Source organism: Dactylosporangium vinaceum (assembly GCF_019904175.1).
GTDB classification, from domain to species: Bacteria; Actinomycetota; Actinomycetes; order Mycobacteriales; family Micromonosporaceae; genus Dactylosporangium; species Dactylosporangium vinaceum.
Genome location: NZ_CP061913.1, coordinates 11,872,083 through 11,884,737, shown reverse-complemented (window position 1 = coordinate 11,884,737; position 12,655 = coordinate 11,872,083). Strand labels below are relative to the sequence as shown.

Below are 12,655 nucleotides of genomic sequence, written 5' to 3'. Positions count from 1 at the left end.
CTGCATCCTGTCACAGGCGCCCCGGGCGTCACCCGTTACGCGCCGTGCAACTCAACGATCGAGATGTCCGGAGGTGCGCCGAACCGTACCGGCGGCCCCCAGAAGCCGGCGCCGCGGGTGACGTAGACCTGGGTGCCGTCCACTGCCCCCAGGCCGGCCACGATCGGCTGCTGCAAGCCCACGAGCAGATTGAACGGCACCATCTGGCCGCCGTGGGTGTGCCCCGACAACTGCAGGTCGACGCCGTGCTTGGCCGCGTCGTGGGCCTGGATCGGCTGGTGGGCGAGCAGGACCACGGGCCGGTTCGCGTCCCGGCCGTCGAGCGCCTTGGCGAAGTCCGGGCCGTCGCCGACGCCCTCGCCGCTGAGGTCGTTGACGCCGGCGAGGTCGAGCCCGAGGACGTCGACGCGCTCGTTGCGCAGGACGCGTACCCCGAGCGAGTTCACCTCGTCGACCCACTCCTGGAAGCCGGAGAAGTACTCGTGATTGCCGGTGACGAAGAAGGCGCCGTGCTTGCCGCGCAGGTCCTGCAGCGGCTCGGCGGCCGGCCCGAGCTCGGCGACGCTGCCGTCGACCAGGTCTCCGACGATGGCCACCAGGTCCGCGTCCACGCCGTTGATCATCCGGACGATCCGCTCGGTGTGCGCGCGGCCGAGCAGCGGCCCGAGGTGGATGTCCGACACCACCGCGATGCGGAACCCGTTCATGCTCGCCGGGAGCTTGGCCAGCCGGATCGGGACACGCTTGAGGTTCGGGGCGCCCATTGCCTGGTACACCCCGATGCCCACCGCACTCGCCGACAGCACACCGGCCGTGGCGGCCAGCGACCGGCCCAGCACCAGCCGCCGCGAGGGGTCGAAGTCGGGCTTGTCGGAGCTGTCCGGATCAACCGGCGCGGCGGCCGCCCGCCGGCGCTGCCACAGCCGGATCGCCAGCCGCGGGATCTCCAGGAGGGCCAGCGTCACCAGCAGGTAGAACATCAGCGCCAGCCACAGATACCCGGGCCACGCCACGAGCGCCTGCTGGGAGTGCGGCAGCGCCCGCGAGAGGGCCAGGGTGGCCGGGATGACGAGCGCCAGCACCACCGCGGCGACCGAGCCCACGATCCGGGCCCGCCGCGTCGACGTGGTGTCCTTGACCAGGCGCTTCCACAGGTAGAAGTGGATACCGCCGACGACCAGCAGGACGACGGCCAGAAGGATCGCGATCAACGGCTCAGCCGCCCGCGAACGGAGGCAGCACGTCCACTGTCGCGCTCGCCGGCAGCGTGGCGCTCTGATCCCGCCACGAGGTGCCGTCGACGAGGAACGAGCAGGCGGTCACCACACCGGCCAGGCGGGGGCGGTCGGCGGTGACGGCCGCGACGAGCTCGCCGAGCGTTGCCGCCTCGACCTTCTCCTCGGGCACGCCGGCGGCTGCGCGGGCCCCCGCGAAGTAGCGGACTACGAGCAACTGGTCATCCTCCGATGGCCGACATCGGCCGGGCGGGCTGCAAGAACTTCGGGTCGTCGATGCCGTGGCCGGCCGGCTTGGCCCACATCGCCTTGCGCCACAGGTCGGCCAGTTCCTCGTCGCCGGCCCCGGCCCGCAGCGCCCCGCGCAGGTCGGTCTCCTCCTGGCTGAACAGGCAGGACCGGACGGAGCCGTCGGCGGTGAGGCGGGTGCGGTCGCAGGCGCCGCAGAAGGGGCTCGACACGCTGGCGATCACCCCGACCTTGGCCGGCCCGCCGTCCACGACCCAGGTCTCGGCCGGCGCGCCGCCGCGGACGCCGGGGTCGGGGGTCAGCGCGAACCCGGAGCGCAGCGCGGCCAGGATCTCGGCGCCGGTGACCATCTCCTCGCGGCGCCAGGTGTGCCCGGCATCGAGCGGCATCTGCTCGATGAACCGCAGCTCATAGCCGTGCTCAAGGGCAAAGCGCAGCAGTGGTACGGCCTCGTCGTCGTTGACCCCGCGGAGCAGCACGGCGTTCATCTTGACCGGCACCAGGCCCGCCGCGGCCGCGGCGGCCAGCCCGGCGAGCACGTCGGCGTGCCGGTCGCGCCGGGTGATCGCCGCGAACCGGCCGGGGTCGAGCGTGTCGAGCGAGACGTTGACGCGGTCGAGCCCGGCCTCGGCCAGCGCCGCCGCCCGGCGGGCCAGGCCGATGCCGTTGGTGGTGAGCATCATGCGCGGGCGCCCCGGCAGCGCGGCGACGGCCCGGACGATCTCGGTGAGCCCGCGGCGCAGCAGCGGCTCGCCGCCGGTGAACCGCACGTCGGTGACGCCGAGCCGGTTGACGGCCACGGCGATCAGCCGCACGACCTCGTCATCGGTCAGCAGCGACGGGTTGGGCAGCCACTCCAGGCCCTCGGCCGGCATGCAGTAGGTGCAGCGCAGGTTGCAGCGGTCGGTCAGCGACACCCGCAGATCGGTGGCGACCCGGCCGAACCGGTCGGCCAGGCCGGCTCCGGGGGGTTCGCTCGCATCCGAACGGGTCATGCACCGAACGGTACCCGGTTCAGAGCGCGCGAAGCAGTGCCCGAACCGAGTCCCCGTAGGCCGCACCGAACAGCGCGGTGTGCACGAGCATCAGATAGAGCCGGTGAAGTGGGATTCGCTCCTGCCAGCCGTCCGCGAGCGGCCACACCTCCCGGTAGGCCGCGAGGAGCCGGTCGTGGTGCGCGACGCCGCCCCAGAGTCCGAGCAGGGCCAGGTCGGTCTCCCGGTGCCCGCCGTGCGCGGCCGGGTCGACGAGCCAGCCGGTCCCGCGGTGGTCCCACAGCACGTTCCCCGGCCACAGGTCGCCGTGGATGCGCGACGGTGGCTCGTCTCCGCCGTATCCGGAGATCTCCGACATCACCCGCTCCACGCCGGCGATGTCGTGGCTGCTCAGCGCTTCGGTCGACGCCGCGAGGAAGGGCTGCAGGCGATACTGCGCGAACCAGGGGCCCCACGGCAGGGTCGAAGGCTCGTTGGGGAGGGGAAACGTCCCGATATATCCGGGCCAGGGCGCTCCGAACGCGTCGGCGCCCGCCCGGTGCAGGCCGGCCAGCCCGCGCCCGAACTCCTCGGCGCTCTCCGGGGTCGGCTCGCCGTGCTCGATCCACTCAAGGGCCAGCAGGTCGGGCAGCTCGGCGATGATCTCGGGGACGGGCGCCGCCCCGGCCGCGCGCAGCCAGCGCAGACCCGCGGCCTCGGCGGCGAAGAAGCCCGGTGGCGGGTCGGCCAGCGACTTGGCGAACAGCGAACCGCCGTCGTCGAGGGTGAGCCGCTGGGCCGTGCAGATGGAGCCGCCCGGCACCGGCGTCTCGCGGATGCGCTGATGCTTGATGAAGACCGGCAGCTGGGCCGGGTGCTCCCGCAGGTACTGCAGGTCCATTACCGGGACTCTTCCAGACGGTGGGTGGCCGCGAGCGCCGGCGGCAGGAGCGCTCCACCAATGAGGGTCACCAGGCTCATGACTCGGTCGGCGGTGCCCATCTGCCCCGCGTGCAGGGCGTGGTAACCGAAGTGCAGGGTGCCGAAGACGGCCGTGGCCGCCCCGACCAGCCCGCTCACCGCCGGCTTGTCGACGATCGCGGCGCCGATGAACAGGGTGGCCAGGGTCAGCATCGTGGCGCCCAGGTCGACGGTGAGGTGCTGGTTGAACGGCGGGTACGACGACGTCCAGTGCAGCCCGAAGCCCGGGAAGGTGCTGAAGAAGTGCCGGGGCGCGGCGACTCCCCAGGCCCCCCAGACCAGGTTCAGCAGGCCGAGGACCGTGAACCCCAGCCGGCGGATGTACCCGAGCCGGATCGGAAACGCCTCGCGGCGCCGGTTGGGCCAGGGGCCCGCGTCGACCCGTCCATCCATCTCAGGCAGCGGCGGAGGCGAGGGCGTCACGCGCGTCATCGTACGAGCGCAGGACCTCCTCGACCGGGCCCACGATGTGGGTCCGGGCGACTCCGGCGATCGCGGTGCGCATGCGGCGTTCGGCCCGGGCTCGGGCGCGTCGCGCGGCCAGGGCGGTGAACGGACGTACGACCACAGCCAGAAGGAGACCGAAGAGCAGGCCGCCGCCGAGGAGCACGGTGGCCAGGGGGATGCCCGCACCGACCGTCGGCCCCCCGATGCTCGGCAGGCCCAGCAGGGCAAATGCGGCCCGGGCGGCCAGCCAGGCCAGCCCCACCAGGGCTGTCGCGGCGCCGAGCCACTGCAGCGCGCCGACCAGCCCCCACCAGGCCGGCTTGCGGTTCAGCCCGAGGTCGGCGGAGGCGACGGCCACGTCGAGCGCGTCGGGCACGTCGTCGACCCGGGAGCGCGACGCGTCGGTGATCGCGGCCGGCCACGGCTCGGGCAGGCCCTCGGACGCCTTCGCGGCGACCTCGCGGGCGGCAAGCGTCACGGCGGCCTTCTGGGCTGCGCTCGACTCGGGCAGCGAGGTGGCCTCCGGGCGGTCGGTCGGGCCGGCCTCCAGGTGCAGCCGCTTCAGCGGGTCCGGGCGCAGGCGCCGGGCCCAGCGCAGCAGCGGCCAGCCGAGGGAAGCCGTGGCCCGGTGGCGGTAGGTGCGCTCGGTCGCGGCGGCCACGATGGGCGCCCCGGCGGCGTCGGCGAGCGCGGCGGCCAGGCGGTCCACGGTCGGCGAGGGCACGCCCGCCCGCGCCGAACCGGACGAGGTCACGAGGGGCTGCAGGGCCGCGACAGCGTCGGTGACGTCGCCGTTGAGGCGCAGGAGCGCGGCCTGGCGGCCCGCGACCGTGCGCTCCAGCGCGGCCCGCAGCGTGGTCAGGCCCGGCTGGCCCTTGGCCGAGGTGGCGAACGCGGGCACGCCGCCCAGGCCGTCGTCGTCGAGCAGCCGGCGCAGGTCCTCGAGCAGCCGCTCCGCATCGGTGCGGTTGAGCCGGTCGGCCTGGTTGAGCACGACCACCGTGACGTCGCGGTGGCGCTGGAACTGGGTGAGGTACTGCTGGTGGACGACGCGGTCGGCGTACTTCTGCGGGTCGAGCACCCAGACCACCAGGTCGACCAGGCGCAGCAGGCGGTCGACCTCGAGCCGGTGCCGGTCCTCGATCGAGTCGAAGTCGGGCAGGTCGAGCAGCACCAGCCCGCGCAGTGCGGCCTGGTCGTCGCCGTCCAGCGCGCTCTCGCGGGTGAATCGCCGGTTCGGTGGCACGCCGAGCCAGTCGAGCAGCGGGCCGGCGCCCTCCTGCCCCCACACGCAGGCGTGCGCGACGCCTGTCGTCGGGCGGCGGACCCCGACCCGGGACAGCTGGAAGCCGGAGACCGCGTTGAACAGGCTGGACTTGCCGCTGCCGGTGGCGCCGGCCAGCGCGATGACGGTGTGGGCGCGGGACAGCCGCAGTCGCTCGCCGGACCGGTCGATCACCGTGCGGGCGGTGACGAGCCGGTCCTCCGGCACCCGCCCCTCGGCGGCGGCGACGAACCGGTGCAGTGCCTCGACCCGCGCCACCAGCCGGTCCGCGTTCACCGGCGGCTTCGGGACCATCTGCTTCACGCGCTCGACAAGGCTCACGCTGTCACCTCTGCTCCGCTCCGGCGCTGCCCTGAGCCTGCCGAACCGTGCCCATTGGTCGCGGCAACGTCGCTTCGCTCGCTACCGCTCATGGTGTGCGGTCCACCTCCGGCCGGGCCTGGTGAATTTCGGCACTGAGCGCGCGCAGCCGCGGCGAGAGCTCCGCGTCGACCCCGGCGCCGGTGAGCGCCGCCCGGAACCGGTCGGACTCCGTGGCGAAGAGCTCGGCGACCCGCTCGCCGAGGTCCTGCCGGGCCCGCTCGGCCAGGGCGCGCACCGCCTGGTCGCCGAAGATCGCTTCAAGGACCTTTTGGGCAGCGATGGTGGTACCCCCCGCGACGGCGATCTCCGCGCCCGTCGGAATGAACGCGGTGGCCGCGAACACGCTCACCATCACCAGCAGGCCCGTCGCGTTGACGGCGTAGGCGCTGGCCCTGGCCATCACCCGCTTGTCACCGGCCTCGGTGCGGACCAGCTCGAGCACCGCCCGCTGCCAGTCCCGGGTGAGCCGCCCGACGCGCTCGTCGAGGTCGTCCGAGGGGTGCACGAGCTCCGGCGCGGCGTCGAGCAGCGCGGCCCCGGCCGGGTGGGCCCGCCACGCGGTGCCGGCCCGCTCGGCGGCGTCGGTCGCGGCCGCCTTGAGCAGCACGGCCAGGCCCGAGCCGAGCGCCTCCTGAAACCGCTCCCCGGGCGCCGGCCGCCCGGTGATCGCGGCGACGACCCGGTCGCGCACCTTGCCGACCCGGGCCTGCAGCGCCCGCATGATGTCGCCGGTGCCGACGAGCTCCTGCCAGCGGGCGAGCACCTCGCCGCGCAGCAGCGCGCCGTCGTGGATGCCCTTCTCGACCGACTCGGTGGCCGCCCGGTAGGCCTGGTGGACCGCCTCGCCGAGCGTCCCGGCCGCCGCGACCTGGTCCTCGGCCGCAGCCGCGAGGATCACCACGTCGACGGTCAGCGCGTCGATCGCCCCGCCGACGGTCTGGCGCACCACTGCCGCTCGGGCCTCGGAGTCGCGGGCGAGCCGGCCCAGCCAGTCGCGCAGCGGACCGATCTGGGCCTCGGCGAGCAGGCCCTGGCTGTCGAGGCGGGTCTCCGGGAGCACGAACAGCGGCACCTCGCCGAGCCGGTGCTCCTCGAGCATCTGCTTGAGGTGCGGGCCGATCTCGTTCACGGCCCCGCCCCCGGGGACCCGGTCGAGCACCAGCGCGACGGCGGTGCCCCGGTTGCGCGCGGTGTGCAGCAGCGTCCAGGGCACGGCGTCGGCGTAGCGGGCCGCGGTGGTGACGAAGAGCCACAGGTCGGCCGCGGCGAGCAGCTGCCCGGCCAGTTGGCGGTTGGCGTCGACGATCGAGTCGATGTCGGGCGCGTCGAGCAGGGCCAGGCCCGGGACCAGCGCCTGGGCCGACACGACCTGGAGGGCGCCGGTTCCCGGTCGGTCCTTGCGGAGCCCGGCCGAGCCGGAGTGGGCGGTGGCATCCGCGCCGGGGCCGCTGGTGCGGGTGAGCGTTGGCAGCAGGTTGGAGCGGGAGAACCAGGACATGTCGGCCGGGTGGCAGACGAGCACCGGCGCCCGGGTGGTCGGGCGCAGCACCCCGGCCGGGCTGATCGGGGTCCGGACCAGGCTGTTGACGAGCGTGGACTTGCCGGCGCCGGTGGAGCCGCCGACGACCACGAGCAGCGGGGCGTCGAGCCGCTCCAGCCGGGGGAGCAGATAGTCGTCGAGCTGGGCGACCATTGTCGCCGCGACCGCCCCGGCCCGCTCGGCGCTCGGCAATGGCAGCGCGAACCGGGTGGCCCGGACGGTGTCGCGCAGCTCGGTCAGGCGGGCCGGCAGCGAGCCGGCCGGGCCGGGCTCGCGCGGGCGCGGTGGACTTCCGGACGAGGGGGAATCCGACGAAGGGGTCGGCCCCGTCGACCGGGCGGACACCGACTCGCCCTGTGTGGTCACGGGTAAATCGTCCATGATGCGGCTCGTCAGCGCCATGCAAGGGACGTGAGCATCAATGTGACCGAGGGCAACGGCACCCCGGGAATCACTCGGCTCCGTCCGGAGTTGCGTCAGATAGGCTCAAGGTTCCACTTGACGATCAGCAGTCTCGTGGCACTATTGAGTGACAGTCACTCAACTTCGCGCGGCCGGCTTCCCCGCCGACCGTCTCATGGAGGTCAAGCAGCTATGGCACGTGCGGTCGGCATCGACCTCGGAACCACCAACTCGGTGGTCAGTGTCCTGGAGGGCGGCGAGCCCAGCGTCATCGCCAACGCCGAAGGTGCGCGCACGACGCCGTCGATCGTCGCCTTCGCCCGCAACGGCGAGGTGCTGGTCGGCGAGGTCGCCAAGCGCCAGGCCGTCACCAACCCGGACCGGACCATCCGCTCCGTCAAGCGTGAGATGGGCACCAACTGGGCCATCGACATCGACGGTAAGAAGTACACCCCGCAGGAGATCTCCGCGCGGGTGCTCATGAAGCTCAAGCGCGACGCCGAGGCCTACCTGGGCGAGCAGATCACCGACGCGGTCATCACCGTGCCGGCATACTTCAACGACGCTCAGCGCACCGCCACGAAGGAGGCCGGCGAGATCGCCGGGTTCAACGTGCTGCGCATCGTCAACGAGCCCACCGCCGCGGCCCTGGCCTACGGTCTGGACAAGGGCTCCAAGGAGCAGACCGTCCTGGTCTTCGACCTCGGCGGTGGCACGTTCGACGTGTCGGTCCTGGAGCTGGCCGAGGGTGTCGTGGAGGTCAAGTCGACGGCCGGTGACAACCGTCTGGGCGGCGACGACTGGGACGAGCGGGTGATCGATCACCTGGTCAAGACGTTCCGCGGTCAGCACGGCATCGACCTGTCGGCCGACAAGATGGCGATGCAGCGGCTGCGCGAGGCGGCGGAGAAGGCCAAGATCGAGCTGTCCGCGGCCACGACGACGTCGATCAACCTGCCCTACATCACCGCCGGGCCGGACGGGCCGCTGCACCTGGACACCCAGCTGTCGCGCTCGGAGTTCCAGCGGATGACGCAGGACCTGCTGGACCGGACGAAGGTCCCGTTCGAGTCGGCGATCAAGGACGCCGGGCTCAACGTGTCCACGCTCGACCACGTGATCCTGGTCGGTGGCTCGACGCGTATGCCGGCCGTGACGGAGCTGGTCAAGCAGCTCACCGGCAAGGAGCCCAACAAGGGCGTCAACCCGGACGAGGTCGTCGCCGTGGGCGCCGCGCTGCAGGCCGGTGTCCTCAAGGGCGAGGTCAAGGACGTCCTGCTGCTCGATGTCACCCCGCTGTCGCTGGGCATCGAGACCAAGGGCGGCATCATGCACAAGCTGGTCGAGCGCAACACGACGATCCCGACCAAGCGCTCCGAGGTCTACACGACCGCCGACGACAACCAGCCCTCCGTGCTCATCCAGGTCTTCCAGGGCGAGCGGGAGATGGCGGCGTACAACAAGCGGCTCGGCACCTTCGAGCTGACCGGCCTCCCGCCGGCCCCGCGCGGCGTCCCGCAGATCGAGGTCACCTTCGACATCGACGCCAACGGGATCGTGCACGTGTCCGCCAAGGACCTGGGCACCGGCAAGGAGCAGTCGATGACGATCACCGGCGGCTCGGCGCTGCCGAAGGACGACATCGAGCGGATGATGCGCGACGCGCAGGACCACGCCGACGACGACAAGCGCCGTCGCGAGGAGGCCGAGACCCGCAACCTGGCCGAGGCCCTGCAGTGGCAGACCGAGAAGTTCCTGGCCGAGAGCGGCGACAAGATCCCCGCCGACGCCCGCGACCAGATGAACGAGGCGCTAGGCGACCTGCGCAGCGCGCTCGGCGGCAACGACACCGAGCGGATCAAGGCGGCGCACGAGAAGCTCGCCCAGGTCTCGCAGCAGGCCGGTAGCGCACTCTACGAGCAGCAGCGCCAGGACGCCGCGGGCGACGCGGCCGGTGCCACGGCCGGCGGTGCCGCGGGCGGCCCGGGTGCCACCGGTGCTCAGGCCGGCAACGGCGGCCCCGAGGACGTCGTCGACGCCGAGATCATCGACGAGGACAACAAGAAGTGACGGATGCCAAAGAGCCGGCCACGCCGGAGGCGTCCGTGACCGAGGACGGCGCGGTCGACGAGACCGTGCTGTCCGAGGCCGCCGAAGAGCCGGAAGAAGAGGAAGAGAAGGAAGAGGAGAAGCCGGTGGAGGGTGAGATCGTGGACGAGGAGTTCACGGTGCACGCGCCCCAGCACCGCGCTGAACCTGACGACGAGCCCAACCAGGCCGCCGCGCAGGGCACGACCGACGACGCGCACCAGCACGGGCTGGGCGCGGAGCTGGCCGCCCTGCGCACCGAGCTGGACGAGCGCACGCGCGACCTGCAGCGGGTCACCGCGGAATACGCCAACTACCGCAAGCGGGTCGACCGCGACCGGGCGCTGGTGGTCGAGCAGGCGAGCGCCAACGTGCTCGGCGCGCTGCTGCCCGTCCTCGACGACCTCGACCGGGCCCGTGACCACGGTGACCTGGTCGGGCCGTTCGGGTCGGTGGCGGAGCAGCTCGTCGCCGCACTCACCAAGTTCGGGCTGACCGTGTTCGGGGCCAAGGGCGACCCGTTCGACCCCACCCGCCACGAGGCGGTGGCCCATCTGACCTCGGCCGAGGTGACCGAGCCGACGTGCATCGACGTGATGCGCCGCGGCTACCTCCTCGGCGAGCGGCTGCTGCGACCGGCGTTGGTCGCGGTCGCCGACCCGGAGTAGACGTACGCATGGAGGAGGTGGCGCAATGAGTTCAAAGGACTGGTTGGAAAAGGATTTCTACGCGGTTCTGGGCGTCACCAAATCCGCTAGCACCGACGAGATCAAGAAGGCGTACCGCAAGCTCGCGCGTGAGCTGCACCCGGACCGCAACCCGAACAACGCGGCCTCCGAGGAGCGGTTCAAGGCGGTGTCGGAGGCGTATGACGTGCTCTCCGACCCGGCGCGGCGCAAAGAGTACGACGAGATGCGGTCGCTGTTCGGCGCGGGCCAGTTCCGCCGCAACGCCCGGGCCGGTGGCCCGGCCGGAGCCGGCGGACCCGGGTTCGACTTCACCGACCTGTTCGGCAACGCCGGGACCGCCGCCAGCGGCGGCCCGGCGGGACCCGGCGGGGACCGGCGCTTCGGCGGCGCCGGATTCTCGGACCTGTTCAGCTCGATCTTTTCGGGCGGCGGAGCGGCTCCGGCGACCGGGCGGCGCAGCCGCGGCCGGGACGTCGAGACCGAGGTCGTCCTCAACTTCGTCGACGCGGTGCAGGGGGCGACGCTGCCGATCACCCTGCGCACGCCCGGCACCTGCGAGACCTGCCACGGCAACGGCGCGGCTCCCGGCACGTCCCCGCGGACCTGCCCGAAGTGCCGCGGCCTCGGCGTCGTGAGCAGCAACCAGGGCTCGTTCAGCTTCACCGAGCCCTGCCGCGAGTGCCAGGGCGTGGGCACCATCGTCGACGAGAAGTGCCCCGAGTGCCACGGGACCGGCGGGGTCACCAAGACCCGCACGATCAACGTGCGCATCCCGGCGGGCGTGGCCGACGGTCAGCGCATCCGGCTGGCCGGCCGCGGCGAGCCGGGGAGCCGGGGCGGGTCGCCCGGCGACCTGTTCGTGCTCATCAAGGTCCGCCCCGACCCGGTCTTCGGCCGCAACGGTGACGACCTGACGCTCACGGTGCCGGTGACGTTTGCGGAGGCCGCCCTCGGGGCCGACCTGCGCGTGCCGACACTCGACGCGACCGTGACGCTGCGGGTGCCCCCGGGCACGCCGAGCGGCCGGACGCTGCGGGTGCGCGGCAAGGGCGTCGCGCGGCGCGACGGCAACGTCGGCGACCTCCTGGTGACGATCGACGTTCACGTGCCGGCCGAGCTGTCCGAGGAGGCTCGAAAGGCCCTGTCCGACTATGCGGCCGCGGCGCCGCCGCCCCCACGGGAGCGGCTCGACGCGATTGCACGGGAGCGCAGCAGTTATGAACAACGATGACGAGAGCACCGGGGCCGAGGTGTTCATCAGCTTCGAGGCGGCCTCCGACGCCAAGGTGCTGATCATCTCCATCGCGGCGCGGCTGGCCGGGATGCACCCGCAGACCCTGCGGCAGTACGACCGCATGGGTCTGGTGCAGCCCGGCCGGACCTCCGGCGGCGGACGCCGCTACAGCGAGCGCGACGTCGCGCTCCTGCGCGAGGTGCAGCGCCTCAGCCAGGAAGAGGGCGTCAACCTCGCCGGCATCAAGCGGATCATCGAGCTGGAGGCAATGGTCGGCGACCTGCGCCAGCGGGTGGCCGAACTGGAGCACGAGCTCGCGCACACGCGGGCCCGGCTGGCCCACATCGAGTCGGCGGGGTTCCCGCGGCGCGACCTGGTGCCTTCCAACCAGCACCAGACCGCGCTGGTGGTCTGGCGCCCTACAAAGAGCTCCTGACACACGTTTGGCCCCGGTCCGCCGGGGGCACCACAGAATCAGGGAATGGTGCGGTTGTTCCGGAGGCTGACCGGAGCGGCCATGCGCAAGGGGTGTGGTCACCTCGAGGGGCGTCTCGCGAGAGGCGCCCCTCGGCTTGTTCCCAGCCGTTATGCTGGTACAGCTTGAACGGATAAATCACCTTAAACCAGGGTTTACCAAGAGTAAGCTGGCCATCGCCTCTTCCCCTGGTGCCTCGTCGCGGGCTAAGTTGCCCCCGGTAACCAGGACCCGCTGGCCACGGGAGCTGACGGTGAGCGTGACACAAGCGGGATTCCGGGGCTTTGAGAACCCGGTGGACCCTACCCCAGCCGAGTTGAAGGCGTGGGCCTACCACCCTGATGCCTCGCTGCTGCACACCATGCCCCCCGACTGGGACCTGCTGGTGGCCGGCGACCGGCTCATCGGCACCCTGTTCGAGCTGGCGATGGACCCGGGCTGCCCGGCCCGGCGCTTCGCCCTGCACTGCATGTACATCTACGCCGCCGACGGCATCCGCACGCACTTCCGGGCCCACCCGAAGCGGCGGCTGAAGAAGTTCGTCGAGCAGGCCGAGCAGCAGGGCGACGAGCAGCTGGCGACCTGGGCTCACAACGTCCGGATGCTGCTGGCCCGCCCCGACCTGTTCGAGTACCACGACTGGTGCGAGGGCGGCCTGGTCCGCCAGCCGCGCCGGATCAGCTGAAGCGCGAT

At 72.5% G+C, this 12,655-nt stretch carries 11 protein-coding genes and 1 pseudogene; 5 read left to right on the top strand and 7 right to left on the bottom strand.

The features are described from left to right. Positions 1–35: 35 nt before the first annotated feature. The 7 genes from Dvina_RS53625 to Dvina_RS53595 form a co-directional block, all read right to left on the bottom strand. The gene (locus Dvina_RS53625; RefSeq protein ID WP_223100221.1) at positions 36–1,211 is read right to left on the bottom strand and encodes a metallophosphoesterase; all 1,176 of its coding nucleotides are present in this window, start codon (positions 1,209–1,211) and stop codon (positions 36–38) included. A gap of 4 nt (positions 1,212–1,215) precedes the next feature. Continuing rightward, positions 1,216–1,452, bottom strand: coding sequence for a MoaD/ThiS family protein (locus Dvina_RS53620; RefSeq protein ID WP_223100219.1), 237 nt, complete (start codon positions 1,450–1,452; stop codon positions 1,216–1,218). A gap of 4 nt (positions 1,453–1,456) precedes the next feature. Then, positions 1,457–2,479 carry a GTP 3',8-cyclase MoaA gene (moaA, locus tag Dvina_RS53615; protein ID WP_223100217.1) on the bottom strand — a complete coding sequence of 341 codons (1,023 nt, stop codon included), beginning with the start codon at positions 2,477–2,479 and terminating at the stop codon, positions 1,457–1,459. A 19-nt stretch (positions 2,480–2,498) separates the two neighbouring features. Beyond that, on the bottom strand, positions 2,499–3,359 hold the full coding sequence (locus Dvina_RS53610; protein ID WP_223100215.1) for a fructosamine kinase family protein: 861 nt from the start codon (positions 3,357–3,359) through the stop codon (positions 2,499–2,501). Beyond that, the gene (locus Dvina_RS53605) at positions 3,359–3,862 is read right to left on the bottom strand and encodes a hypothetical protein (RefSeq protein WP_223100214.1); all 504 of its coding nucleotides are present in this window, start codon (positions 3,860–3,862) and stop codon (positions 3,359–3,361) included. Before Dvina_RS53605 ends, Dvina_RS53610 begins: the two co-directional genes overlap by 1 nt. Beyond that, positions 3,834–5,492 (bottom strand): GTPase, encoded by a 1,659-nt coding sequence (locus Dvina_RS53600; protein ID WP_343217123.1) that lies wholly within the window; start codon positions 5,490–5,492, stop codon positions 3,834–3,836. Before Dvina_RS53600 ends, Dvina_RS53605 begins: the two co-directional genes overlap by 29 nt. An 88-nt stretch (positions 5,493–5,580) precedes the next feature. After that, the gene (locus Dvina_RS53595) at positions 5,581–7,455 is read right to left on the bottom strand and encodes a dynamin family protein (RefSeq protein ID WP_223100212.1); all 1,875 of its coding nucleotides are present in this window, start codon (positions 7,453–7,455) and stop codon (positions 5,581–5,583) included. A 213-nt stretch (positions 7,456–7,668) separates the two neighbouring features. On the opposite strand from Dvina_RS53595, the gene dnaK reads away from it, so the two are divergent. The 5 genes and pseudogenes from dnaK to Dvina_RS53570 all read left to right on the top strand — a co-directional run bounded on the left by dnaK (position 7,669) and on the right by Dvina_RS53570 (position 12,647). Then, entirely contained in the window at positions 7,669–9,546 is a 1,878-nt protein-coding gene (gene dnaK, locus Dvina_RS53590) for a molecular chaperone DnaK (protein WP_223100210.1), read from the top strand. Positions 9,547–9,581: 35 nt separating this feature from the next. Next, positions 9,582–10,232: pseudogene (grpE, locus tag Dvina_RS53585) on the top strand (nucleotide exchange factor GrpE); the annotation flags it as partial. A 25-nt stretch (positions 10,233–10,257) separates the two neighbouring features. Then, a complete protein-coding gene (dnaJ, locus tag Dvina_RS53580; protein ID WP_223100206.1) occupies positions 10,258–11,484 on the top strand; it encodes a molecular chaperone DnaJ in 1,227 nt (408 codons plus the stop codon). Further along, a complete protein-coding gene (locus tag Dvina_RS53575) occupies positions 11,471–11,923 on the top strand; it encodes a heat shock protein transcriptional repressor HspR (protein ID WP_223100204.1) in 453 nt (150 codons plus the stop codon). The genes dnaJ and Dvina_RS53575 overlap by 14 nt, the downstream gene beginning before the upstream one ends. A 292-nt stretch (positions 11,924–12,215) precedes the next feature. Further along, positions 12,216–12,647, top strand: coding sequence for a hypothetical protein (locus Dvina_RS53570; RefSeq protein ID WP_223100202.1), 432 nt, complete (start codon positions 12,216–12,218; stop codon positions 12,645–12,647). Positions 12,648–12,655: the final 8 nt, after the last annotated feature.

Coding starts and splice junctions, on each gene's coding strand:
- moaA (WP_223100217.1), bottom strand. CDS start 2,479: ATGACCCGTTCGGATGCGAGCGAACCCCCCGGAGCCGGCCTGGCCGAC.
- Dvina_RS53610 (WP_223100215.1), bottom strand. CDS start 3,359: ATGGACCTGCAGTACCTGCGGGAGCACCCGGCCCAGCTGCCGGTCTTC.
- Dvina_RS53595 (WP_223100212.1), bottom strand. CDS start 7,455: ATGGACGATTTACCCGTGACCACACAGGGCGAGTCGGTGTCCGCCCGG.
- dnaK (WP_223100210.1), top strand. CDS start 7,669: ATGGCACGTGCGGTCGGCATCGACCTCGGAACCACCAACTCGGTGGTC.
- dnaJ (WP_223100206.1), top strand. CDS start 10,258: ATGAGTTCAAAGGACTGGTTGGAAAAGGATTTCTACGCGGTTCTGGGC.
- Dvina_RS53575 (WP_223100204.1), top strand. CDS start 11,471: ATGAACAACGATGACGAGAGCACCGGGGCCGAGGTGTTCATCAGCTTC.